Origin of the sequence: Marinobacter sp. EhC06, from assembly GCF_001650915.1 — a bacterium.
GTDB lineage: Bacteria > Pseudomonadota > Gammaproteobacteria > Pseudomonadales > Oleiphilaceae > Marinobacter.
In genome coordinates this window covers 1-24,994 of sequence record NZ_LXYO01000033.1, presented here as the reverse complement: position 1 = coordinate 24,994, position 24,994 = coordinate 1, and the positions used below count along the sequence as shown (strand labels likewise).

Genomic DNA, 24,994 nt, shown 5'->3' with positions numbered 1-24,994 from the left:
CTTAATCCGCAGCGGCCTCCTGGCCGGCTGCGGGTTTACGGCCGTAGCGGGAAGCCACAATCACCGCTGCGGTCAGAATCAAGGCCCCGGCAATACCAATCGGCCCCAGAATCTCCTCCAGGAACACCCAGGCCAGCAGAGCCACAAACAGCGGTTCCAGGGTCACTATGATGCTGGAAAGCGTTGCCGGTGTTGTTTTCATGCCAGTGAAGAAGCACACATACCCGATGCAGGTTGGCACCACGCCCACATAGACCACCATCAGCCAGTGCCCGAACTCCAGGCTTTCCAGCCCCTCGAATCCGCCACTCACGGCCACGACCGGCAACAGAATCAACGCCGCCGTGAAGAAACAGATAAACGCCGTGGTAAACACCGGTGTACCGGCGGAGCTGTAGCGGCTGGTGAGTGTGAAACCGGTATATACACAGGCGGCCAGTAACGCCACCAGAATGCCGGCCAGCCGCAAGGTGCCGCTGGTGTCCATATCACTGAGTACCAGCATGGCCGTGCCGGCAATGGCAGCAAACAGGGACAGAACCGTCAGCAGGCCGGGTTTCTCTCCCAGCAAGGGCGCAGCAAGAATGGCCACCAGCACCGGGGGCAGGCAGAGCGCGATCAGGGTGGCAATGCCGGCCCCGGTCAGATCCACGGCCAGAAGGTAGCTGCCCTGGTAAAACGCCTGGAACAGCCCAAGCGCTGCCAGCGGAATCAGGGTTTTGCGGGTGAGGCTCCGTAGCGAGCTGCCGGGTACACTGGCGCCCGGGTTTGCGCGCTCAAGGCGTGCCTGCTCCCGCCGCATCAACAGCCAGAAAAACGGCAGGGCCACCGCCAGCCTCAGAAACCCCAGGGTGATGGCCTGGAGTTCGGTACCGGTAAACAGAAACTTTGCAACGATGCCCGTGGTCGCCCATAGCAGGGCAGCCAGGGCGATCAACAGGGCGCCTTGGATCATTCAATCATCAACACAATCAGCTCTTTGGGACCGTGAACACCGTAAGCCAGGGTTTGCTCGATGTCGGCGGTTTTGGAAGGGCCAGAGATTAGCAGGGCATTGGTCGGCATGCCAGCGGCCCAGTTCTGGGCCTGCATGGCTTCATGGAAGGTTGTGTAGAGTTCCGAGGCCCTGAGTACGGCGATGTGCACCGGCGGCACCAGGCTCATAAGCCGGGGCTCATCATCGTTCGGCCACAGGATTAACGAGCCGGTTTCGGCAATACCGCCACGTGTGGAAGTAATGCTGGCGTCCACCTCGTTGAACAGGTGGGCCTGCCAGCTTTCGATCGGCTCGTCGTAAATCAGCAGTTCCGGCAGATCATCACGGCCGGCATCGCGAAGGGCCCGGCCGATTTCGTGTTGCTTCGGAATCAGCAGATTTCTGGCACCGCGGGTGTTCAGCACCTCGGCCAGACGATCCATCCACATGTCTTCGGTGCAGTGGTGCACCTCGCCGTGAACCGATTCGATCATCTTCTCGAACCGCTCGATACGCTCCTTTATCGACCAGTCATCCCGAACCAGAACCGAGAAGTCACATTCCGGCACCGTCAGTTCGCCGCCGGTTCGGTTGCGCAGACGCTGAAGAATCGTTTCCCGGGAACTCATTGGCCACGCTCCTTCATCCGCTGGTGCAGGGTTTTGGCGGCCAGTTTGGGCGCCGTGCGGTAATCGGTCCAGGCGCCGGCTTTCGAGGGCTGTAACACCCTGAACTTGCTGGCGGCACCGGTGCCGAAACGGTAAATGCCGGGGCTGGCATGCATCCAGGCCCAGCCCTTCCAGATCATCGCTTCCATGGAACTTCGCTTGGCGCCATGGCCACGGACCTTGGCCGGGTGCAGTTTGTCACCATCCACCGATTCCTGGCGCAGCCGCACCAACAGATCGGGTATGGGAATCTTCACCGGACAGACCTCGCCACAGGCGCCACACAGGCTGGAGGCGCTGGGCAGATGCCGGCCCTCGTCCAGGCCAATCAGGTGCGGCATCAGGATCTTGCCGATGGGGCCCGGATAGGTTGTTCCGTAGGCATGGCCGCCCACCCGCGTGTACACCGGGCAGTGGTTCATGCAGGCGCCGCAGCGGATGCAGCGCAGGGTGTCCAGCAGTTCGTCATCCTGGTAGATGGACGAACGGCCGTTATCCACCAGCACCAGGTGAACCTCTTCCGGCCCGTCCAGCTCCTCGGCCTTGCGGGGGCCGGAGATCATGTTGAAGTAGGTGGTGATGTGCTGACCGGTGGCAGAGCGGGTCAGCAGCGCGAGCAGGGCAGAGACGTCCTCCATGCTCGGTACCACCTTCTCGATGCCGGTAACGGCAATGTGGCACTTGGGCACCGTCGTGGTCATCCGGCCGTTACCTTCGTTTTCCACCAGGCACAGGGTGCCGGTTTCCGCCACCGCAAAGTTAACCCCGGAAACGCCCACATCGGCATTCATGAACTTTTCCCGCAATTGCAGGCGGGCACTGGCGGTGAGGTATTCCACATCGTTGGAGAGATCGGTGCCGGTTTTGTCATGCAATAACTGGGAGATCTCGCCGGTGTTCTTGTGAATCGCCGGCATGATGATGTGCGATGGCGTTTCATCCGCCAGCTGCACAATGTACTCGCCCAGGTCCGATTCCAGGGCTTCGATGCCCTGTTCCTCCAGGTAATGGTTAAGCTCCATTTCCTCGGAGACCATGGACTTGCCCTTGATCACCGTCTTGGCATCCCGGGCCTTGCAGATATCCCTTACGATCCGGCAGGCCTCGTCGCCGTCCACCGCCCAGTGCACCTTGATGCCGTTCTCGGTCAGCTTCTTCTCGAGCTGCTCCAGCAAGTCCGGCAAGTTGGCGAGGGCCCGCAGGCGAACGTTGGCGCCCAGATCCCGCAGGGTTTCCAGGTCCCAGCCCTCGAACGCCGTCTTGCGCTTGGACATCAGCCCGTCCATGGCGCTACGGAAGTTCTTGCGGATCTTGGGGTTGTGAATGGCCGCCTGAGCCCTCGGGTGAAACTGTTTTACATCGATATGATGGCCAGTGTGCTCGGCTGTCTCGCTCATGACTACTGCCCCCCTTTGCCCTGGGTTCGCGCCCACAGGAAACTGAGAATGTGCTGGCCTGAAACCGGCTTCTGGTTCTTCTCGGCGTAGCCGGCAATGTTCATCAGGCAGCCGCAATCGGTGGTGACAAATTCTTTGGCGCCGGTGTCCACAAGGGTGTCCACCTTCTCACTGACCATGGCTCCGGAAATCTCCGGGTGGCGAACCGCAAAGGTACCGCCAAAGCCGCAACATTCCTCCGGCCGAATCTGCTCCACCAGATTCACATTCTTCAACTGGCCCAGGAGCTTCGGCCCCACCTCGGCCACGCCCATTTCACGGCGGGCGGAGCAGGAGGTGTGCATGGCCACCGTGGTGGGCTCGCCCAGGTCTTCCAGCTTGATATGGCAGACGTTAAGCAGAAAATCCGTTAGCTCCCAGACCCGGCCGGCCACCTCGGCGGCTTTCACTTCGTCCGGCGTGTCTTTGAACAGATCCGGGTAGTGCTTGCGAATCATCCCGCCGCAGGAGCCGGACGGCACCACGATGGGCCAGTCGCCGGGAAACAGATCGAGCTGGGCTTTGGCTACTGATCGGGCCTGGTCATGATAGCCGGAGGTATAGGCCGGCTGGCCGCAGCAGGTCTGGTCTTGCGGAAACAGCACCTCAATGCCCTCCCGCTCCAGCAGCTCCACGCCGGCAATGCCCGCATCCGGGTAGAACATGTCCACCAGACAGGTGCCGTAGAAATAGACTTTCGCAGGTTTGGACGGATAAACCTTGATCGGATCAACCATGTGCGGATGCTCAACGGTTTTTGAATTGTTATCCAGCAATAATAGGGTGGCGGGCGCGGTGTTGCCAGACGACTTTATGGGCAGCCGGAAATAGAAAGCGGGGGATGAGGCAGGAAGGGGAAGGGCAGCGGCAGCGAGCCACTGCCCGGGGTATTACTTGACGGTCAGGCGCGCGGCGTTCTTCTCAATGGTGCGCTCGCCGATTCCTTTCACGTTCGCCAGGTCTGCGGTTACTGCAAACGGACCATTGGCTTCGCGATAGGCAACAATAGCTTCCGCCTTGCTCTGGCCAATGCCGTTAAGGCTGGCGAGGGTAGCCACATCGGCGGTGTTGATATTGATAGCGGCTTCCTGGGCGTAAGCAAAACCGGTAACCAGGCTGAACAGCAGAACGAGTGTTGCGAAAAGCGGTGTGCGCTTCATGGGTGTAAGCTCCTGAGGCTAATTTGCGTTATTGGTGTGGTGCCAGGGCGCAAAGCAGCAGAAGCGAAATGTAAGAAGAGAGCAGAAATGTCTGTGGGAGTGGGGAGTGCACGGACGGGACCACTTTCCTTGTGATCCCCGATTCCGTGGCTGACCCCTGCCTGATCCTTCAGGCGTGCGACTCATCCTGAGCGCGTCTTCCCTGTGGTCATCCCTGTAAGCCCTGATCCTTTGGGCAACTCCTGAGCCGTGGAGGACTCTTCCCTGGAGTTCTCGTCCTTGAGCCAACGTTCCTTGCTGGCTTGTCATCCCTGACACTGACCATTCTACTCGGGATCGAATTCCTACCTATCGGAGAATCGCTTCGGGGTTTGTGCGATATGTCTTACAGATTTGTAAGCATTTCGGCGGCGGCGAAAATGAACGCGAGTTCAGTATTTACGCGCCCTGGGAGGCAATTTGTTGCCCGCTGCGATGGGCTTCAGCGGCCTCGCGAATCCGTTCCATGGTGATTTCGCGAACCGCCTTCTGGCTGGCCCGGATATGGCGGGTCAACCGATCCGCCGCCTCGCTGGCCATGCCGTTGCGAAGCGCCTCCAGAATCGCGGCGTGTTCCACGTAGGTGGCGTCCACCCGGTCATCGCGAGTGAAGTCCAGGCGACGGATAATCCGCAGCCGATCGGTGATCTCCCGGTGAATCCGCGTCATCTCCCGGTTACCGGCTGCCGCCACCAGGTCACAATGGAAACTTTCATCCAGCGCCCGAACGGTACTGCCCACGGCTCGCTCAGAGGGGTGATCCGGGTTCCAGATGGCGGTCAGCATGCGGATTGCCGAGGGTTCTTCATCCAGGCCACAGATCTTGTGCATCGCCGCCCGCTCCAGGGTAATCCGCAGGTCATACAGCTCCTCCACCTGCCGGAAATCAAACGGCTTCACCTGCCAGCCACTGCGGAACAAAACCTCCACGTAGCCTTCCCGCTGCAATCGGTAAAGGGCCTCCCGAACCGGCGTGCGGCTGGCTTTCAGGCGCGTGCCTACATCGCCCTCGCTGAATTTGTCACCAGGGATCAGGCGGAACTCAAAGATGTCGTCCTTAAGGGCTTCGTAAACCCTGTCTGCCATGGACTCTTTTCTTTTGGTGTTTGTTGCCATTGTTCTTTCCCTTATTTTCGGGAGGTCTCTTGGTTTGGTCCATTGGCTCGGTGATTGACCGCTGGGCCGTCTGGCGGGGTGCGGGTTTCAAAAGACGCCGTGAACCCATCCATGGGGCTTGATCGCAGCATCCATGCTGCTCACACTTTTGAAACCCGCACCCCACCAGCCGCCCCGACTCCCTTTGCCTGCCCCCATCGGCGCAACTCCAAAGCATGCAGCCAGAGGAGAGCAATCTCCCAAGCCAGACCAAGCCCTAGATCTTGATGCTCAACAAAGGCTCCCCGGGAGTAACAGCCTTGCCAGGCTCCACATGCATCGCGCTGATCTCCCCGGCCTGGGTTGCGTTTATCTCGAATTCCATTTTCATAGCCTCCACGATCACCAGCGGATCACCTTCCGCCACGGTATCACCCGGCTTCACCAGGCATTTCCAGATGTTACCGGCAATCTCCGCACTCACCAGCTCGCCGAACTTCGCCAGGTCGGATATGTCCGCTTTCGGCGGGGCCTTGGCCAGTTTATCCAGTTCCTCGGCTTCGCTGTCTTTCCACAGGGCCACCTCTTTAGCATAGGCCGCTTGCTGCAGTTCGCGGAATTCGGCGATGGAGTCGGCGCTGGCGTCCAGGAAGGCCTGGTGGGATTTCAGGTCGAAGGTTTCTTCCTCGATTTTTACCGTCAGCTGGCCGGCGCGGAACTGGTCGCGCATTTCGTCCAGTTCGGCTTCGGTGACCGGGTAGTAGCACACCTGATCGAAGAACCGTAGCAGCCAGGGGGCGCCTTCAGCGAACTGTGGGTTCTTCAGGTACTTGTTCCAGATCGGCAGGGTGCGACCGACAAGCTGGTAGCCGCCGGGGGAGTCCATGCCGTAGATGCACATGTACACGCCGCCGATGCCCACGGTGCCCTCCGCGGTGTAGGTCCGGGCCGGGTTGTATTTGGAGGTGAGCATTCGGTGCCGTGGGTCCAGCGGAACAGCGCAGGGGGCGCCGAGATAGACGTCGCCCAGGCCCAGCACCAGATAGCGGGCCGAGAACAGGATGTCGCGGACGGCCTCGCGGCTGGGCAGGCCGTTGATGCGTTGCATGAAGTCCACGTTGTTGGGCAGCCAGGGGGCGGTATCACGCACGGACTGGCGGTATTTATCCACCGCTTCGAGGGTGGCGCTGTCTTCGAAGGCCATGGGCAGGTGAATCACCCGGCTGCGGACTTTCAGTTCATCCGTGGGCGGCAGGGTGGCTTCCAGGTCCAGCAGGTACTCCATCAGCGCCGCCTGGGGCAGGATGCGGGCGTCGTACCGGAGCTGCAACGAGCGCACGCCGGGCGAGAGTTCCAGTAGGCCGTTGGGTTGCACGTCGGCGATGGCTTCCATCAGGGCGTGAATGCGCAGGCGGAAGCCCAGGTTCATCACGTTGGGGCCGTATTCCAGCAGGATGTACTGGTCGCCCGCCTGCCGGTAGGTCACTTCCGGGCGGCCGTCGGTTTCTTCCAGATGGGCCAGGATCGTCGCGGAAAGGTCGTTTACCGGAGCCAGGTCCGGCTTCACCAGATCCACCATCGGCGGTGCCATCAGGCTCTTGATAGCCAGTTCCTGGCGTTCGGAGAGTGCCACGGCGGTGTCGTTATCAATGGCCACAAAGCGAATCGTGTCGCCGGGTTTCACCTGGCCGACTTTCCACAGCTCTGCCTTGGCAATGGTCACCGGGCACACGAAGCCGCCCAGGCTGGGGCCATCCTTGGTGAGGATCACGGGCATGTCGCCGGTGAAGTTGATGGAGCCGATGGCGTATTCGCAGTCGTGGATGTTGGAGGGGTGCAGGCCCGCTTCGCCGCCGTCGGCCCGGGTAAACTCCGGCTTGGGGCCGTTCAGGCGGATGCCCAGGCGGTTGGAGTTGTAGTGCACTTCCCAGTCCTGCTCGAAGAACTTCTCGATGGACTTTTCGGTGAAGAAATCCGGCGCACCATGGGGGCCATAGAGCACTCCGATCTCCCAGTGGTCCGGATAGTCCGGAATCAGGTCCGGGTCCGCCGGGGCGGGATCGTGTGTCGGTGCCGTGGTGGTGCAGGCCGGCAGGTTGATCTGGCTGATGCCGAGCATATCGCCTGGGCGCAGGGGCCGGCCACCGTGGCCGCCGAACTGGCCCAGGGCGAAGGTGGAGCGGCTGCCCAGATAAACCGGTACATCAAAGCCACCGCGCACGGCGAGGTAGGTGCGACAGCCCTTGATCGCCTTGCCCACCGCCAGAACCTGGCCGGCTTTCACGGTGATGGGTTTCCAGAATTCCACCGGCTTGTCATCGAGAGTGGCTTCGGTAAGGGCACCGGTCAGGGCGACGACCGAGTCCTTGTGGAACTTCAGGCTGGGGCCAATCAGGGTGGCTTCCAGGCCGGCGGCCTCGCTGTGGTTGCCGACGATGCGGTTGGCAATCCGGAAGGCGTAGTCATCCATGGGGCCACTGGGCGGCACGCCGATGTTCCAGTAGCCCACGCGGCCAGGGTAATCCTGCACTGTGGTGTAGGTGCCGGGTTTGACGACCTCGGCCACGGAGGGTTTGAACTCGAAGCTCTCCAGTGCCCGGGTGGAGACAATGCCATCGGCAAAGCTCTGCTGGGCCACCACCTGGCGCAGGTAATCCAGGTTGGTGGCAATGCCCATCAACCGGGTTTCCGCCAGGGCGGCTTTCAGTTTGGCCAGGGCGTCGTGCCGGTCTTTGCCGTGCACAATCAGCTTGGCAATCATCGGGTCGTAGTGGGCGGACACTTCGCTGCCGTTTTCCACCCAGGTATCCACCCGAACATCGTCTTCCGGCCAGTGCACGTCAGTCAGTTCACCGGGGGAGGGCTGGAAGTCCTTGAGGGGATCCTCGGCATAAATGCGCACTTCCATGGAGGCGCCGTTCAGTTCCGGCTCGAAACCGGCCAGGTCCGGGCTTTCGCCGGCGGCGATCTTCAGCATCCATTCGATCAGGTCCAGACCAGTGACAGACTCGGTCACCGGGTGCTCAACCTGTAAGCGGGTATTTACTTCCAGGAAGTAGAACTCGTCCCGGTCGGCGTCGTAGATGTATTCCACGGTGCCGGCGGAGCGGTAACTCACCGACTGGCCGAGGGAGACGGCGGCATCCAGCATCTTCTGGCGGGTGGCGGCCGGCAGGTTCGGCGCCGGGGTTTCCTCCACCACTTTCTGGTTCCGGCGCTGCAGGGAACAATCCCGTTCGCCCAGGGCCACCACATTGCCTGCGCCGTCACCGAACATCTGCACTTCCACATGGCGGGCCCGGGCGATGAAACGCTCCAGGAACACACCGCTGTCATTAAAGAAGCTCTGGCCCTGGCGACGCACGGTTTCAAAGGCGTCCCGCAGTTCGCTTTCGCTGTTGCAGCGGGTCAGGCCGATACCACCACCGCCGGCGGTGCTTTTCAGCATCACCGGGTAGCCCAGCCGGTCGGCGGTTTGCAGGGCTTCGTCCAGGCTTTCCAGCAGGCCGCTGCCGGGCGCCAGGGGCACACCGGCGGCTTCCGCCAGTTCCCGGGCCCGGTGCTTCAGCCCGAACTCGCGCATCTGGTCGGGCGTGGGGCCAATAAAGGCAATGCCATCGGCCTCGCAGGCCTCGGCGAAGTCGGCGTTTTCGGAGAGAAAGCCATACCCCGGAATAATCGCCTCGGCGCCGGTGTGCTTCGCGGCCGCCAGAATCTGGGCCTTGTCCAGGTAGGTTTCGCTGGCGCCGTTTCCGGTCAGGGCTACCGATTCATCGGCCAGGGTTACATGCAGGCTATGGCGATCCTGGTGGGAATAGACAGCAACACTGCCAACGCCCATGGCCTTGAGGGTGCGAATAGTGCGGACCGCGATTTCGCCTCGGTTGGCGATCAGTACTTTGCTAAACATGATGGCGGTTCTCCTTATGCCGTGCCGGATTTAAGAGCGGTGATGTAGGCGCGCCAGCCGCCGAATTCGGTAACATCCCGGGCGCCGTCGAAGCCGTAGCCCTCACAGATAAAACCGTTTACCCAGCGGCCATCGGCCAGTTCCACGTTGCCGATGCCCAGGGGCGCGGGAATCAGATCCACAAAGGAGCCGAAGGCCGAGGCGGGCATTTCCCACACTTCCACGATGATTTGCTCGCCTTCGCCCGCTGCTACCCGTTTCAGGCCGGGTTTTGGCGGTGTGGTGTTGGGCAGGGCGTAGAGCCGGTAATTGGCGGAGGTGGTGGTTTGCTCCAGCAGCACCGAGAAGCGCTCGGTGAGCTGGGTGTTCAGGGGCATGCCGCTGAGGTGAGCGCCAACCACCGCCACCTGAACCGTGGGCGTTGAAATGACTGCGCCCGGGGTTTCTTCCGGGCGGTCTTTATCGGTGGCGCCCAGGGGCGTCGGGTGGGCGTTCAGCCACTGGCAGGCCAGGTGCTGCAGTTCGGTGTCTTTCCAGGCGCCGCTGATCAGCGTTACGCCAAAAGGCAGGCCGTCGTCCCGGAAGCCGGCGGGGGTCGCCAGGGCGCTCATGTCCGCCAGGTTCACGAAATTGGTGTAGGTGCCCAGTTCGCTGTTGAGGGTAACCGGGTCGGCGTTGACCGCTTCAATGGTGGGTGCGGTCGGTGCAGTGGGTACCAGCAGGGCATCCACATCGACCAGCAGTTCATCGATCTGGCGTTGCAGCTCCTCCTTGCGGTACTGGGCCTTGAAGGTATCCGTGGCGCTGAACTTGCCGGCGTTGCTGATAATGCCTTTAACCACCGGGTTCATATCATCGGCGTGGCTGGCCATGAACGCTTCCACGGCGGCGTGGCGCTCGGCCACCCAGGGGCCCTCATAGAGCAGCGCCGCCAGTTCCAGCATGGGGCCGAAATCCATGGGAACCAGCTCAACATCCAGCTCGCGCCACCGGCTGATGGCGGTGTTCCAGGCCGCTTCCGCCTGCTGGTCACCGAACCACTGCGGATGTTCTGGAATGGCGAGCCGCCTGATCGGGCCGGGGCGACGAAGGGCGGGGCCGTCCAGGGGCAGGGCGTAAGGCGCCTTGCGGGAGAACGCATCGCCGGCGTCGAAACCGGTCATCACATCCGATACCAGCCCGGCATCGTTAACGGTAAGCGCAAAGATGGAGACGCAATCCAGTGAACGACAGGCCGGCACCACGCCGCGAATACTGAACTGACCTTTGGTGGGCTTCAGCCCCACCAGGTTATTCAGCCCGGCCGGTACCCGGCCGGAGCCGGCGGTGTCGGTGCCCAGGGAAAACGGCACCAGGCCCCGGGCCACCACCGAAGCCGAGCCGGAACTGGAGCCGCCGCTGACCACATCCGGCTTGAAGCTGTTGGGCACGGCTCCATAGGGCGAGCGGGTACCCACCAGGCCGGTGGCAAACTGGTCCAGGTTGGTCTTGCCAATTACTACCGCGCCGGCGGCCTTCAGGCGTGCAATGGTGGTGGCGTCTTCTTCCGGGCTATAGGCGAAAGCCGGGCAGGCAGCGGTGGTTTCGAGGCCCTTCGCATCAATGTTGTCTTTCGCCGCGAACGGAACGCCATAGAGCGGCAGCGCGGCCTTGTCGCCGCCGGCGGCTTCCAGGGTCTGTTCCAGTTCAACCAGGGCGGCGGCCAGGCCGTCGCCATCCAGCAGGGAAATCCAGGCCACGTCTGTGGTATCCAGCCCCGTCAGTAACTCATCCAGCAATGACGCGGGCGAAGCGCCTTCTCTATAGGCGTTCTGCCAGTCCTTTATGGTCCATCCGAGTGTTGAAGGCATTGGTCGTCCTCATGTGCGTTATCAACTTGTATACATGTGGAATGGCAATGCCTGTGCCATTTGCGAAAAATTCTGGATAAATCTTTAAAAACAGGTGGTTAGTGATTTCTGGCTCAGAAGTGCTCCGGCGCAGGGCGCCCAAGGCCGGTGCGGGCGCACCAAAACTGAACGGTAAAACAGGGGTTTGGCGGGGTGTTGATGGCTCCGTGGCAGCTCGGGTTCGGCTTGTATACTAGATAACTGTTTGTTTTGTATCGATATACATGGAATGTGGAACAGCAGATGCAGTGGCTCCTGTGCGTTTCAAGACGAACTGCAACCTCGAACCCAAGACCCAACTAAAGAAAAGGACGCACAACATGAGCCTCAAAAAACACGTGAAACTGGGCCTCTCTGCACTCGCACTTTCCATCTCTTTCAATTCCGTAGCCGCGGAAGACCCCATCAAGGTGGGCATCCTGCACAGCCTCTCCGGCACCATGGCCATCAGCGAAACCGTTCTGAAAGACACCGTTGAAATGCTGATCGAGCAACAGAACGCCAAGGGCGGTGTACTGGGTCGCCAGATGGAAGCGGTTGTTGTGGACCCGGCTTCCAACTGGCCGCTGTTCGCCGAGAAAGCCCGGGAGCTTCTGGCCCAGGAAAAAGTCGACGTGATCTTCGGTAACTGGACCTCGGTTTCCCGTAAATCCGTACTGCCGGTGGTGGAAGAGCTGAACGGCCTTCTGTTTTACCCGGTTCAGTACGAGGGTGAGGAATCCTCCGAAAACGTCTTCTACACCGGCGCTGCGCCCAACCAGCAGGCGATTCCTGCGGTGAACTACCTGATGAATGAAATTGGCGTGGAGCGCTGGGTACTGGCGGGTACTGACTACGTTTACCCGCGTACCACCAACAAGATCCTTGAGACCTACCTGATGGACATGGGTGTGGCCAAGGAAGACATCATGATCAACTACACGCCTTTCGGTCACTCCGACTGGCAGAACATCGTCTCTGACATCAAGCGCTTCGGTTCCGCCGGTAAGAAGACCGCCGTGGTTTCCACCATCAACGGTGACGCCAACGTGCCCTTCTACCGGGAACTGGGTAACCAGGGCATCGCTGCCTCCGATATCCCGGTTGTTGCTTTCTCCGTGGGTGAGCAGGAACTCTCCGGTATCGATACCGCCCCGCTGGTTGGCCACCTGGCCGCCTGGAACTACTTCATGAGCGTGGATAACGACGCCAACTACGACTTCATCGACCAGTGGATCGAGCACACTGGCAACGAGCAAGCGGTAACCAACGACCCGATGGAAGCCCACTACATCGGCTTCAACATGTACGTGGAAGCGGTCAAGAAAGCCGGCACCACAGATGTTGACGCGGTAAAAGACGCCATCATCGGCGTAACCGTACCCAACCTCACTGGTGGCTACGCTGCCATGATGCCCAACCACCACATCACCAAGCCGGTATTGATTGGCGAGATCCAGGACAACGGCCAGTTCTCCGTGGTCTGGGAGACCCCGTCTCTGGTTGCTGGCGATGCCTGGTCTGACTACCTGCCGGGCTCACGGGACATGATCGCCGACTGGCGCAAGCCCATGTTCTGCGGAACCTTCAACACCGCAACCGGCACCTGTGGTGCGTCTGCCGGTGAAATGGCGGCTGCTGACGAATAAGGCACAGCAACCGACATCGCAATACAGGCAACCCGGGGGTAGCGATGCTGCCTCCGGTTGCCACCCCGCACCACGCTTTCAACAGACAGGACACACTCATGAGCATCTGCCGATCGCTCACATTGCTGCTTATCGCCCTGGTTTGCCTGTTGTCGCTGCCCGCAACGGCGCAGGAAGACGACCCTGGCAAGGCTCTGCTGATCAACCTGGCAGACGCGCCAGCGAGCAAAGTGGAAGAGGCGGTGAACGCCATCGTCAGCAGCGGTGATGAAAGAGCCAGGGGCTGGCTCGAAGCCTACGGAAACAACCGCCTGAGCCGGGTAAAAGACACCGGGCAGGTGGTACTGGTACTGAATAACCGGGGCAGGGACTGGGAAATCGCCGACCCGCTGACCGGAGAGAACATGGGTGAAATGTCCCGCCGAGAGCTGGACAGAGTCGCCATCAACAACCGCATACGGGGACAGCTTGAAGGCATACTTGCCATGCTGGACCTGAATGCCAAAGACCCGGATGTGCGTGAAGCGTCCGCACAGGACATGATGGGCAAAGTGGATGCCTCGCTGGTTGCGCCCCTGGAAGCGCGGCTGGAGCAAGAAGAAAACGCCGCCGTGCGCAATCGCATTGAAGAGGCCCTGGCCATCTACCGGGTAGGCGAGGGCAACCTGGAGGCGGTGGATGTGCTTGCTGGCAGCCTGCACCCGCGCGCCCGCGCCGCCCTGAACGAAGCGGCCCGCAGCGATAACCAGGAACTGGCGGCAAGCGCCACCAAAGCCCTGGAAAGCATCGAACAGAAACTCAAACTGAACCGCGCCGCCGAGACCCTGTATTTCGGGCTCTCCCTGGGTTCGGTTCTGGTGCTCGCCGCCATCGGCCTGGCCATCACCTTTGGCGTGATGGGCGTGATCAACATGGCCCACGGCGAACTGATCATGCTGGGTGCCTACACCACCTGGGGCATGCAGCAACTCTTCCCCGGCCAGCCTGGCCTGGCATTGATTCTCTCGATTCCCGCCGGCTTCATGGTTGCCGCCACCGCCGGCATCATCATCGAGCGCAGTGTGATCCAGTACCTGAAAGGCCGCCCTCTGGAAACCCTGCTGGCCACCTTCGGCATCAGCCTGATCCTGCAGCAGCTGGTGCGCACCGTGATCTCTCCCCAGAACCGCACCGTGGTAACCCCGGACTGGATGAGCGGCTCCCTGGTGATCAACGACGCGCTTTCGCTCACACTGAACCGCCTGTACGTGCTCGCGTTCGCACTGATTGTGTTCGCGGGCCTGATGCTGATCATGCGCAAGACCCGCCTGGGCCTGGAAGTGCGCGCCGTTACCCAGAACCGCGCCATGGCCCGTTCCATGGGCATCCGCGCCACCCGGGTAGACATCATGACCTTCGCCCTGGGCTCCGGCGTTGCCGGCCTGGCCGGGGTGGCGCTGTCCCAGCTCACCAACGTGGGCCCCAACCTGGGCCAGAACTACATCATCGACTCGTTCATGGTGGTGGTGTTCGGCGGCGTGGGTAATCTCTGGGGCACCCTCATTGCCGGGCTCTCCCTGGGCACCATCAACCAGCTGCTCGAACCCTGGGCCGGTGCCGTACTCGCCAAGATCATCGTGTTGGTGTTCATCATCCTGTTTATCCAGAAACGGCCGAAGGGGCTCTTCCCCCAGAAAGGCCGGGCTGCGGAGGGCTAGGGTGTCCCGTCTAGCCAATTCTTTAATCCACTGCGAGGCGCGTGCGCCTCGCCCTTCGGGAGCCTCTGAACGCCTCGATAGCCGCGTTGCAGCGCCTCGATTTGGAACCACCAAACCTTCGCCACTGCGCCTTGCTCTCAAGGCGTTCAGAGGCTCAGTGAATCAAATAATTAGCCAGAAGGGACACCAGTTATGTGGTTAACAAGACCCTTACAAGAGCGATCCACGCAAGTTTTCCTGGGTGTACTGTTCGCGGCCCTGGTGGTGGTGACCTTCCTGCACCTGTTCATGCCCCAGGACAGCGCCCTGCATGTCAGCGCCTTTACCGTCACCCTGCTGGGCAAATACCTGTGTTATGCCCTGCTGGCGGTGGCGGTGGACCTGGTGTGGGGCTACCTCGGTATCCTCAGCCTGGGCCACGGCGCCTTCTTTGCCCTCGGTGGCTATGCCATGGGCATGTACCTGATGCGCCAGATCGGCGACCGGGGCGTGTATGGCGACCCGGTGCTGCCAGACTTCATGGTATTCCTGAACTGGCTGGAGCTGCCCTGGTTCTGGCACGGCTTCGAAATGGCCTGGTTTGCCTTCATCATGGTGCTGCTGGCCCCGGGCCTGCTGGCGCTGGTGTTCGGCTTCCTGGCTTTCCGCTCACGGGTAACCGGGGTATACCTCTCCATCATCACCCAGGCGCTCACCTTCGCTCTGATGCTGGCCTTCTTCCGCAACGAGATGGGCTTTGGCGGCAACAACGGCCTTACCGACTTCAAAGACATTCTCGGTTTCAACCTGCGCACCGACGCCACCCGCCTCGGGCTGTTCATCGCCACCGGCATTGCTCTGGCCATTGGCTACGTGATTTGCCGGGGCATCGTAACCAGCAAACTGGGCCGGGTGAGCGTGGCCTGCCGGGATGCCGAGGCCCGTACCCGTTTCCTGGGTTACCGGGTGGAGCGGGTGCAGCTGTTCGTGTTTGTGGTTTCCGCCATGCTGGCGGGTGTGGCCGGGGCGCTGTATGTGCCTCAGGTAGGAATCATCAACCCCAGTGAATTCTCGCCACTGTTCTCCATCGAGATCGTGGTGTGGGTGGCCCTTGGTGGCCGGGCAACGCTCTACGGTGCGGTGATCGGTGCCATCCTGGTGAACTACGCCAAAACCGTGTTCACCGGCATCATGCCGGACGCCTGGCTGTTCGCCCTCGGCGGCCTGTTTGTGTTGGTAACCGTGTTCCTGCCCAAGGGCATTGCCGGGCTGCTGCAGAAACGCCGCAAAGCCAAAACCGATAACGACACACCCACCGGGCAGGAGGCCACCGCATGAGCATTTTTCAGGAACTGACCGACCGCGAACACGTGTTCGAGTTTCTGACCCAGGTGCAGTCGCCGGTGGACGTGCGCCACGGCCCCATCCTGTATCTGGAAGACGTGAACGTGAGCTTTGATGGCTTCAAGGCCATCAATAATCTCAACCTCACCATCGACGACGGTGAGCTGCGCTGCATCATCGGCCCCAACGGCGCGGGCAAAACCACCATGATGGACATCATCACCGGTAAAACCCGGCCGGACACCGGCTCGGTGTGGTTCGGCAGCCGCCACAACCTGCTCACCATGAACGAGCCGGACATCGCCTCCCTGGGCATCGGCCGCAAGTTCCAGAAACCCACGGTGTTCGAAGCCCTCACCGTGTTTGAAAACCTGGAACTGGCCATGGCGGCGGACAAGCGCGTATTCCCCACGCTCACCGCCATCATGAAACCCGAATACCGGGACCGCATCGACGAAGTGCTGGAAATGATCGGCCTGAAAGACCTGCGGGACCGCCTCGCCGGCATCCTCTCCCACGGCCAGAAGCAGTGGCTGGAGATCGGCATGCTGCTGATGCAGAAACCCCGCCTGCTGCTGGTGGACGAACCCGTGGCCGGCATGACCGAACAGGAAATGGAACGCACCGCCGAACTGCTCACCAGCCTCGCCGGCAAACAGTCGGTTGTGGTGGTGGAACACGACATGGGCTTCGTGCGCTCCATCGCCCGCAAAGTGACCGTGCTGCACCAGGGCAGCGTGCTGGCCGAAGGCACCATGGACCAGGTCTCCAACGACCCGGAAGTGATCAAGGTTTACCTGGGGGAGGAGGCGTAATGCTGAAGATCCAGAAGCTCAATCAGTTCTACGGCGAAAGCCACACCCTCTGGGATCTGGACCTGGACGTACCCCAGGGCCAGTGTACCTGCGTAATGGGCCGCAACGGCGTGGGCAAAACCACCCTGATGAAATGCATCATGGGCGAGGAAACCACCAAAAGCGGCAGCATTGAATTCGCCGGGGATGTGGGGCTCACCAAAAAGAAAGTGGAAGACCGCTCCCGCCTCGGGATTGGCTACGTGCCCCAGGGCCGGCAGATCTTCCCCCTGCTGACCGTGGAAGAAAACCTACGCACCGGCCTGGCTGTGCGCAAGGACGGCAGCAAGAAGATACCGGAGCGGGTGTATGAGCTGTTCCCGGTGCTGAAGGAAACGCGGCATCGGAGAGGCGGTGACCTTTCCGGCGGGCAGCAACAGCAACTGGCGATTGGACGGGCGCTGGTGATTGAGCCCCGACTTCTCATTCTCGACGAGCCGGGGGAGGGGATTCAGCCGAATATTGTGGCGCAGATCGGGGAGGTTATTCGGAGGCTGATTGAGGAGGATGGGCTGACCGTTCTTCTGGTTGAGCAGAAGTTGCCGTTTGCGAGGAAGTATGCGGATCGGTTTGCGATTTTGGATCGGGGGAGGAGGGTTGCCGAGGGCATTATTGAGCAACTGACTGACGAATTGATCAAAAGGCATCTCACTGTATAGCCGACGCTCCGCCTTCTGAGGACTTCATAGTCCTATCTTTCGAAACACCACGTCCGGAGGTTCCCGACGTGGAGTTTTGTATTTTTGTAACTAACGCAGACAAACTGCTAAGTGATGGTCTAGTGTAGGTAGCTAAGTGCTAGCTATGACCGATTGTTAGGGATGACAACCATAAACCTTTCTACCTCGATTGAAGCCTTTTTTGGAGCTTTGCGGCTTTCCTGTCTTTACTTGCTAAAACCGCATACTGCAAGTTGTGGCGAGCTTGACGATATTGAGCTTTGATTATTCCTTTTTCGCGCTATCAATTAGGTCGATGTAAATACAGTCTGTCCCTTTCGCTGTAGGTTGCTGGCTGTAATTGTGGGCCTCAGATAGAAAACCAGAGGGCGTCAGAGAGATAAGCTGATAGGCTGCAATATAGAATGGAAGGGAGAAAATGTGTCTGTAGATACTAGGTCAACAAAGGTAAAAACAGGAAGCCTGCTTTTAGACCCCAAAAATACGAGGATTCCTTCAGACCGGCGATCGGACAGCCAGCGTCAGTTACTCCACGAACTTCTAGCTCATGAGGACGTGAAAAGTTTGGCAGCGTCGATTGCCAAGATAGGCTTGTTTGCTAACGAGCGCCTGGTGGTCGTGCCCTCGGGCCGATGCTTCACTGTACTCGAGGGTAATCGACGTTTAGCCGCGATAAAACTTTTGCTGAGTCCAGAACTTGCACCAACAACTTCACTGGTTAAATATTTCAGGTCTCTCTCCGCTAAAGCGGACTTGGCTTCCTTGGGAAAAGTCGACGTCGCAGTTGTGCCTGATCGATTGTCAGCTGCTCCAATCATTGCTGCTCTCCACACAGGAGACTCCAAGCGTCGTTGGTCTTCTCTTCAGCAGGCACGGTTCTACCATGAGCTTTTAATGCAAGGGCTACAACCCTCGGAAATTTCAGATCAGTTAGGTATCTCCCTTGCCCAGATCCGCAGCTTTCTACGTACTGAAAAGCTCCACAGAATTGCCTTGACCCTTGATTTAGATGCCGATGTCCGAAAGCGGGTCGAAGATCCGCGCTTTCCTTTGACCACTTTGGAGCGTTTTATCGACTCGCAGATAGGTCGCAAGTTCCTAGGTGTAGAGCTTGATGATGAGAAAGGTTTTGTGGGCGTCGCCCATCCCGAGCGATTCAAAGCGGTTCTTGCTAGAGTCGTCGCTGACGCAACAACCAAAGGGATGACCCGAAAAATAAACGACAAAAAAGGTTTTCAAGATTATATAAAGCAAGCAGAAACGGCGCTGCCAAGAACCAAAAAGCGCGGATCTTTTGATCCTGATGCATTTGTTGTTGACGGCGATGATGCTAAGCGAGACGATTCTGGAGGGCAACGGGAGCGTCAGCATACTTCGCCAAAAACACCCAAACCATCAACATCAATTGTGCCACGAGGTTTTGTTTGTCGATCGAAAACCACGAAAGTATCTTCGATCTTTAAAGAACTTAAGTCTCTGAGAATATCAGAGCAGCGTAATTCAACTGGAGTTATGCTTCGAGTGCTAATGGATGTGGCCCTGTGGAGTTATATAAAACAAGAAGGACATGCAAAAGCAGTTTGTGATCATTTCGATAAAAATGGGAAAAAAAGAAATTATAATCCAGATTGGACACCGCCCCTTCGCGATCTTATAAGCTACGCTGTCGATAAGCGAATTCTACATGGAATGGCGGCTGATGGATATAAAGCCGCAAGATCTCTTGCCGCAAAAGATGGCGACTACTTTATAACCATCGATGGGTTTAATGAGTTTACTCACAATCCGCACGTTACCCCAACGGAGGGAGATCTCCGGGCGTTGTGGGATAGAGCCGAGCCGATGCTTGAGATTATTTTGAGTTAATTTTGTTTCTTAGGATGATACATGGCTGAACATTACAGTCCGCTCCGTTACCCAGGTGGCAAGGCGGTTCTTTCTGAGTTTTTGATTGCGCTGATGGCGCACAACAAGATTATAGAGCCTCACTACGTGGAGCCATACGCAGGCGGTGCGGGTGCCGCGCTTAGACTACTATTTGAAGAATACGTTGAGGCAATTACCATAAACGATGCAGATCCACGGATCAGTTCATTCTGGTTAGCTGTTACTGAGTATAATGAGCAGTTTATTAACATGACTCAGTCTGTGGATTTAAGTGTTAACGAGTGGCGTCATCAGCGTGCTATCTATAATGAATGTTCACTTTCTGACCCTCTTAGTCTGGGCTTCTCGACCTTCTACCTTAACAGAACCACTAGGTCAGGAATTGTTCATAATGGAGGCCCAATAGGAGGCTACGATCAAAGGGGCAACTACAAAATTGATGCAAGGTTCAACAGGGAGGGGCTTTGCGACCGTATCAGAAGGATAGGGATATATTCAGATCGAATTAATGTGTCTCGTCAAGACGGGACTCGGCTGCTCAAACGTATAAATAGAGAGCACGGTCGAGAGCAAGAATATTTCGTCTATTTAGATCCCCCCTATTATGTTAAAGGTGCTGAGCTTTATATGAACCGGTTCTCTGAACGGGAGCATTATGAGCTTTCAGAAGCATTAAATTCTGGAGTCAAATTTCCCTGGATAATGACATATGACGATGTTCAGCCTATACGGGAACTTTATTCCAGTCTGCCTCATCGAGAGTTCTACCTTAGTTATAGCGCATATAAGCGGCGCCGAGGGAAGGAAGTGTTGATTTGGCCATATGAAATTGAGGTTCCGACTAATGTTCGGGCAGCGCTTCCCGCAGTAGCTTAAAAGCTTGCGAAGACAAAAGGGCAATTATAGATAAGGTTTAAGAATTAAAAGCCTGTATTCGGGTGGGCGACTAAGTCTTGTTGTTGAGAGCTATAAAAGCTGAAGTTTTAATGAAATACCTTTCCAATTAAGGGTTAGCATGGATTACATAACCAAAAAAATCGGTGAAAAATCTGAATTGAATGCCTTTACAGGCCGTTACAGAGACGCCGCGACGCAAGAGCAATCAAGGCTAGAGTATGTGTTAATTCTCCTGTTAGCGTATCTTTGGAACAAGAATGTTGATCGTATAGCGGAAGAAAGTCGTGTTCATTTCCAGAAAATGATTGTGCGCCCTTCAATTGGAAGTATTTTGAGCCTTTCAAGATCTTTAGATGTGGATAGTGAGGTTTTTGGAAAAGGTAAGCTTAAAAAATTCCAAGCAAGTATAAACAAATATCCTACTATCAGAAACGAAAAGGTTGGACATGGGTTTTCATTTGAAGATGATTCAGAGAGCCTGTTTCATATATTGTCAGAAATATATAATACTATTTGTGATGAAGGACCTTTTTTTCTAAAAAATGAAGTTGAGATAGTAAGTGTGTTCTCATCTGATGATGTTGCTTCAAAAGGAATATCATACAAACCTAGTGGTGAGTATTCTCCAATTTCTGTTTCTAGAGAGTCTGAGAAGTTGGAAGTTGATGGTGTTTACATTAAGTCGGGTGCGAATTTTTATAAGGTTTCGCCATTCATCAATATTAGTGATATAGATGATTTTTATATCTATTCTTATGTAGAAGATAAGCTTGCGTCGCGAGCGGTATTTAATCAGCTCATAAAAACTGGTAGGAAGTATTTTTCTGTATGCGGTTTAATTGACGATGTTGTCGAGCTAGACGAAAGTAGGGTTAAATCTGCTAACGGAACTATAATCAATAGATTTGAGAATAATTATAAAAAATATATTGATACGCTAATAGTAAAAAAAATTGTTCACTTTTTGAAAAAGAATAAGTCTACTGTTTTTTCTACGTTGTGGGGGCATGGCGGGGTCGGCAAGACGGCTTCAATTCAAAGGGTTTGTGAGACCCTCTTAAATGAAGAGGAGTCTGTTTTTGACTATGTTATATTCATTTCGGCCAAGGATAGGAAGTATAATTACCATAAGGGAGTGATTGAAAGTCTCTCAGGTGGGGTGGATTCCTATGAGGATGTTATTAGATATATAAATAGCATTGCTTTCGGGATAAATAGCTCTGATTCGTCAGGTATTGTTGAGTTTAACGGTCGAATGCTCATTATATTGGATGACTATGAGACATTTGGTTCAGACGAAAAAGATAAACTTCTGGAATTCATAAAGTCTCTTAACATAATTAATCATAAGGTCGTTATTACCACGCGTTCTGCGAGTAATATTACCGGTGAAGAGATAGAAGTAAAGGAGCTGTCACCGAAAGAGTCACTTTCCTTCTTTGATAGTGTTTTAGAAAATGAATTGTCCATTGATAGCCGGCTCTATAAAAAAGGGAGAGATTTAGAGGTATTAGCTAACTCTATTCATGAGGTGACAAGTGGTAGGCCCCTGTTTATATTTCAAAGTGCCATGGTATATGGGCAGGATGGTTCAATATCTGCAATGTTCGAGGCTAATATAAAGGATAATTCGAACGCGATTGATTTTCTGTATGGTCGAATTATTGAGTATTTGTCTCCAAGCGCTCGGAAAATTTTTGGTGCCATGGGGCTTCTTACTTCAGATAATGATCTAAGTAATTTGTTGAGTAAATTGCAGTATATCTTAAATATGGAAAGAGAAGAGCACCTCTTCGATAAATCGATTGAAGAGTTGGTTAAGTTGAAAATAATAACGGTAATTGATGAGAAATATTTTAAAGTTTACTCTAGCGAGATAGTTCCTATCATGAAAGATTCGTTCCAAGAGGATGGGTCTGTCACTAGTAGGCTGCAAATGGTAGGTAGGGATAAGAACTTAGATAATGATCTTTCACTACTTGATGATGCTGACAATTCTAGATTGACGAGAAAACCAAGCGAAGTCAAGCAGAAGTATAGGGCTTTGATTTCCCGTAAAGCTACGCCAGAAGAGATTAGAATTCAAGCAATAATAAATCTTGCCCAATATTTGGTTGAGGATAATGGTAGCTATGACGAAGGGGTGTCGGTTCTTGATGAACATCAGCATGCATATGCCGCCTCTCCCAGATTCATTAAAACCTATGCGACCTACCTTTGGCGTGGTGTAGACCAAGAAAAAGCGAAAGCCGTAGATCTTATAAAAAACCTTCTGAGGCTCGACGCGCTCAAGGACGATAATGAAAGGTTAGAATTTTTATGTATTCTGATGAGGTATGAAACGACGATCCTTATAGATGCGAGAGAGGAGCTTAAGGATAGCTTTCGACTTAAGGATGTCGATAAAACGGAATATAGGCGACTATTTTCTGAGCAGCGTCAAGGGTTTTATAGGATTTATAACTTTCCGGGCTGCGAGATTTTTAAATGTATAAAATATGATCAGCTTAAGGGTTTTGATCACGACGTTAAAGTTAAAGCTCTAAATGGTCTCTCTTATTTTATTGAGGTCTGCCTCAGACGGAAAAAGCATGATGATATTGATGAAGTGTTGAGGTATGTTTTTAATAACCTCAAGTATAATTATCATGATGTGTTCAAGAGGAAGGTGGATAGGATCAATAAATCGAAGGAGAAGAATAAGATGAGTTATGATGATTATATAGAGCGAGGGAGCGTTGGTGATAGATTTGTAAATGTCAGAAAGCATAATATGCCGATGGGTGCTTTGGGTAGAGCTCTCTCAGAGGCCTTGGATCCAGATAGTTAGGGTGTCGAAAACTGGGGCAAATCTTTCTTTTCAGGTGCTCAGGCAAGCATTGGGAGAAAACTGGGACGGATTTATTATTGCGGTTTCCCTGATGGTTCAGTCGTGATTTGTTTGACTATCCACACCTTGGCACTTCGGTCAACATTGGGTCTGTGCGCACATGATGGATCCCGCGCCTGAAAAGTAGGAGACGCTGGTGCCAAGACGGGCCAGGGTGATTGTGCTCGGTTTTCCCAACCGTATTGTTCAACGCAGTAATAACCGCCAACCAGGATCTTTAAAATAGTTCTGTCCCGGTTTCGCCGTCGTGGTTTCCTCGTAATTGATACGGTGTGCCCATTTTATGAGAGTGAGTCCATATTCGGGGTTTAATTAAAGCTTGATTAGGGAGCCTACTGCGCTAAAGCTCACGTTGCTCAACCGCCAATCCTGACTCAGCGACATCTCGCGCGATGCCGATAATAGTTCCGCCAATGACGAAAGCGAAGACAAAGCAAACGGCTGATGATTCCAGCAGAAAAGACAAATCTAAAGGGGTCAAATTTTTGTCAGCGAAACTGGTTCTCATCCCATGGTGAGCAATGAGGCAAATCCACAAACCTGTCAGAAGAACAAAGCCCAGCGCGATACCATCACTAATATGTGGTTGAATGTCACGTCTCCTTTTTGTCAGCGGATTGATGCGTGTTAATAACGCAATGCCTGTTGCGAACATAAAAGCCGGGATAGACCAGGGAAAACGGGAAATCAAATCGGTGGTAATGAAGAACTCAATTTCCTTCCAAAACTCGACAAGGCCATTCGTGGGTTTCGGCGAAAACCGTGTCAGCATGGTCACGCTTAGCCATGCGCACCACCCGAGAAAACCTGCCAGAAAATACCAGCCCCATGGTATCTCTTCACTTACTTTTAAGCGACGGCTTGAACCTATCAATGCCCCACAAAGCGCTGAAAAAGCATAAATAATTCCGATGTTGATGCTGAGAATAAAGGCTTTCTCGGACGGCATCTCCGAGAAGCTGGCAAAACGGATATAGAATAATACCAAGGCGCAGGTAAAAACAGCCGCTAGCACCAAGATGATTTTATGGAACGTAAGTTCCCGGAAGCTTCCGAGCCCCTGAAATCCTGAGTCAACCAACTGCTTGAGCCTCCTTCCGGAGTCTGGGCCTGAGTATATTACGTAGTGCGCTGCTATTGCAGAAAGGGCCGACATAAGTTTCTTGTAATCAGCGATCAAATATTTGGACAGAAGCTTGCTAGTCCGATTGAGTTCCTCAGACGTCAAGATCAGAGCCGCATGCTTTTCCTGATCAGGCACTTTCTGGAGCGGGTGAGGATGGTCGACTTGTTGTTCTATACCTTGGAAGGTCTCCGCTGATAGTTTAAGTCGCAACATTTGGAGTGCTACGCCCGTGCGGCGTGTATGTTCCTCCCGAAGTTCATCGAGTTGTGCCTTAAACCGCGTATCCTTGTCCTCAGCTGAGCAAGCATCACAAAAGCGAATAAGCGTAGATACCTTTCGCCACACCGTGATCGAATCTCCGGAATGCAGGTCTGTTGGTTCTTTTAAAGGATTTGACACAAAGACGTCGAAGTCCTCCATCAATTTCATGTTTGCTATGAGCTCCACTCTAGAGGGAAAAAAGTCGACGTTCTCAAGTAACATTTTCAGTTGGTGATAATCCTCGGCAAGGTGATTAGCACTCAATAGCCGATCAACGATGAACCTATCGAGCTGACGAAAGAATCGCATATCGTGCGCTTTGTACAGCAATGCAGCTGAGAGTAAAGGGGGAATGAACTCCGGGGATCCATCAAGAACTTTTTTTAGATCATTAGGAAGGTATGGCGCAAGTTTAGCTATCAATCCAGTCGATATTAGAAATGCCATAGTCGCCACAACAAACAAGACTAGATAGTAACCGGAATAGGTAAGCGCAACTAACCAAAAAAAATTCAGCTGTTTACGGTATGGCAAGAGCCTGTAAACCAAATTGTGTAACTGCCCACGACTGAGTAATC

The 24,994-nt window shown here is 55.6% G+C and carries 17 protein-coding genes; 8 read left to right on the top strand and 9 right to left on the bottom strand.

The annotated features are described in order from the left end of the window. Position 1 precedes the first annotated feature (1 nt). The 8 genes from A8B84_RS15965 to atzF all read right to left on the bottom strand — a co-directional run bounded on the left by A8B84_RS15965 (position 2) and on the right by atzF (position 11,134). Positions 2–955, bottom strand: a complete 954-nt coding sequence (locus A8B84_RS15965) for a DMT family transporter (protein WP_064227687.1) — start codon at positions 953–955, stop codon at positions 2–4. Beyond that, positions 952–1,605: a LutC/YkgG family protein gene (locus tag A8B84_RS15960; RefSeq protein WP_064227688.1), complete on the bottom strand. Its 654-nt coding sequence runs from the start codon at positions 1,603–1,605 to the stop codon at positions 952–954. Before A8B84_RS15960 ends, A8B84_RS15965 begins: the two co-directional genes overlap by 4 nt. Beyond that, on the bottom strand, positions 1,602–3,041 hold the full coding sequence (locus tag A8B84_RS15955; protein WP_064227689.1) for a LutB/LldF family L-lactate oxidation iron-sulfur protein: 1,440 nt from the start codon (positions 3,039–3,041) through the stop codon (positions 1,602–1,604). Before A8B84_RS15955 ends, A8B84_RS15960 begins: the two co-directional genes overlap by 4 nt. 2 nt (positions 3,042–3,043) lie before the next feature. Next, complete coding sequence (locus A8B84_RS15950) at positions 3,044–3,817, bottom strand: (Fe-S)-binding protein (protein WP_064227690.1); 774 nt, start codon at positions 3,815–3,817, stop codon at positions 3,044–3,046. Positions 3,818–3,970: 153 nt separating this feature from the next. Then, positions 3,971–4,240, bottom strand: coding sequence for a ComEA family DNA-binding protein (locus A8B84_RS15945; RefSeq protein ID WP_064227691.1), 270 nt, complete (start codon positions 4,238–4,240; stop codon positions 3,971–3,973). A 438-nt stretch (positions 4,241–4,678) separates the two neighbouring features. After that, positions 4,679–5,395 carry a GntR family transcriptional regulator gene (locus A8B84_RS15940; protein WP_064227692.1) on the bottom strand — a complete coding sequence of 239 codons (717 nt, stop codon included), beginning with the start codon at positions 5,393–5,395 and terminating at the stop codon, positions 4,679–4,681. 256 nt (positions 5,396–5,651) lie between these two features. After that, positions 5,652–9,284: an urea carboxylase gene (gene uca / locus A8B84_RS15935; protein WP_064227693.1), complete on the bottom strand. Its 3,633-nt coding sequence runs from the start codon at positions 9,282–9,284 to the stop codon at positions 5,652–5,654. A 14-nt stretch (positions 9,285–9,298) separates the two neighbouring features. Further along, positions 9,299–11,134: an allophanate hydrolase gene (gene atzF / locus A8B84_RS15930; RefSeq protein ID WP_064227694.1), complete on the bottom strand. Its 1,836-nt coding sequence runs from the start codon at positions 11,132–11,134 to the stop codon at positions 9,299–9,301. A gap of 359 nt (positions 11,135–11,493) precedes the next feature. Here atzF and urtA point away from each other — a divergent pair, with 359 nt between their 5' ends. From urtA to A8B84_RS15890, 8 genes are all read left to right on the top strand, one after another. Continuing rightward, positions 11,494–12,801 carry an urea ABC transporter substrate-binding protein gene (gene urtA / locus A8B84_RS15925; RefSeq protein WP_064227695.1) on the top strand — a complete coding sequence of 436 codons (1,308 nt, stop codon included), beginning with the start codon at positions 11,494–11,496 and terminating at the stop codon, positions 12,799–12,801. A gap of 98 nt (positions 12,802–12,899) precedes the next feature. Next, positions 12,900–14,498 carry an urea ABC transporter permease subunit UrtB gene (gene urtB, locus A8B84_RS15920; RefSeq protein ID WP_064227717.1) on the top strand — a complete coding sequence of 533 codons (1,599 nt, stop codon included), beginning with the start codon at positions 12,900–12,902 and terminating at the stop codon, positions 14,496–14,498. A 192-nt stretch (positions 14,499–14,690) separates the two neighbouring features. Further along, positions 14,691–15,815 (top strand): urea ABC transporter permease subunit UrtC, encoded by a 1,125-nt coding sequence (gene urtC / locus A8B84_RS15915; RefSeq protein WP_064227696.1) that lies wholly within the window; start codon positions 14,691–14,693, stop codon positions 15,813–15,815. Next, positions 15,812–16,636, top strand: coding sequence for an urea ABC transporter ATP-binding protein UrtD (gene urtD, locus A8B84_RS15910; RefSeq protein ID WP_064227697.1), 825 nt, complete (start codon positions 15,812–15,814; stop codon positions 16,634–16,636). Before urtC ends, urtD begins: the two co-directional genes overlap by 4 nt. Then, positions 16,636–17,334, top strand: coding sequence for an urea ABC transporter ATP-binding subunit UrtE (gene urtE, locus A8B84_RS15905; RefSeq protein WP_064227698.1), 699 nt, complete (start codon positions 16,636–16,638; stop codon positions 17,332–17,334). Before urtD ends, urtE begins: the two co-directional genes overlap by 1 nt. 441 nt (positions 17,335–17,775) lie before the next feature. Continuing rightward, positions 17,776–19,221: a hypothetical protein gene (locus tag A8B84_RS15900; protein WP_201257903.1), complete on the top strand. Its 1,446-nt coding sequence runs from the start codon at positions 17,776–17,778 to the stop codon at positions 19,219–19,221. Positions 19,222–19,242: 21 nt separating this feature from the next. After that, positions 19,243–20,118 carry a DNA adenine methylase gene (locus A8B84_RS15895; RefSeq protein WP_064227700.1) on the top strand — a complete coding sequence of 292 codons (876 nt, stop codon included), beginning with the start codon at positions 19,243–19,245 and terminating at the stop codon, positions 20,116–20,118. 139 nt (positions 20,119–20,257) lie between these two features. Then, on the top strand, positions 20,258–22,969 hold the full coding sequence (locus A8B84_RS15890; RefSeq protein WP_064227701.1) for an NB-ARC domain-containing protein: 2,712 nt from the start codon (positions 20,258–20,260) through the stop codon (positions 22,967–22,969). A gap of 400 nt (positions 22,970–23,369) precedes the next feature. Here the strand turns inward: A8B84_RS15890 and A8B84_RS15885 are convergent. Continuing rightward, positions 23,370–24,994, bottom strand: a 1,625-nt coding sequence (locus A8B84_RS15885) for a hypothetical protein (RefSeq protein ID WP_227512676.1), incomplete at its 5' end; no start/stop codon positions are given.

Bases quoted from the DNA above. Each gene is read 5' to 3' on its own strand.
- A8B84_RS15955 (WP_064227689.1), bottom strand. From the start codon at position 3,041: ATGAGCGAGACAGCCGAGCACACTGGCCATCATATCGATGTAAAACAG.
- A8B84_RS15960 (WP_064227688.1), bottom strand. From the start codon at position 1,605: ATGAGTTCCCGGGAAACGATTCTTCAGCGTCTGCGCAACCGAACCGGC.
- urtC (WP_064227696.1), top strand. From the start codon at position 14,691: ATGTGGTTAACAAGACCCTTACAAGAGCGATCCACGCAAGTTTTCCTG.
- A8B84_RS15895 (WP_064227700.1), top strand. From the start codon at position 19,243: ATGGCTGAACATTACAGTCCGCTCCGTTACCCAGGTGGCAAGGCGGTT.
- atzF (WP_064227694.1), bottom strand. From the start codon at position 11,134: ATGCCTTCAACACTCGGATGGACCATAAAGGACTGGCAGAACGCCTAT.
- A8B84_RS15890 (WP_064227701.1), top strand. From the start codon at position 20,258: ATGGATTACATAACCAAAAAAATCGGTGAAAAATCTGAATTGAATGCC.
- urtE (WP_064227698.1), top strand. From the start codon at position 16,636: ATGCTGAAGATCCAGAAGCTCAATCAGTTCTACGGCGAAAGCCACACC.
- urtD (WP_064227697.1), top strand. From the start codon at position 15,812: ATGAGCATTTTTCAGGAACTGACCGACCGCGAACACGTGTTCGAGTTT.
- A8B84_RS15940 (WP_064227692.1), bottom strand. From the start codon at position 5,395: ATGGCAACAAACACCAAAAGAAAAGAGTCCATGGCAGACAGGGTTTAC.
- uca (WP_064227693.1), bottom strand. From the start codon at position 9,284: ATGTTTAGCAAAGTACTGATCGCCAACCGAGGCGAAATCGCGGTCCGC.
- A8B84_RS15965 (WP_064227687.1), bottom strand. From the start codon at position 955: ATGATCCAAGGCGCCCTGTTGATCGCCCTGGCTGCCCTGCTATGGGCG.
- A8B84_RS15950 (WP_064227690.1), bottom strand. From the start codon at position 3,817: ATGGTTGATCCGATCAAGGTTTATCCGTCCAAACCTGCGAAAGTCTAT.
- A8B84_RS15945 (WP_064227691.1), bottom strand. From the start codon at position 4,240: ATGAAGCGCACACCGCTTTTCGCAACACTCGTTCTGCTGTTCAGCCTG.
- urtB (WP_064227717.1), top strand. From the start codon at position 12,900: ATGAGCATCTGCCGATCGCTCACATTGCTGCTTATCGCCCTGGTTTGC.
- urtA (WP_064227695.1), top strand. From the start codon at position 11,494: ATGAGCCTCAAAAAACACGTGAAACTGGGCCTCTCTGCACTCGCACTT.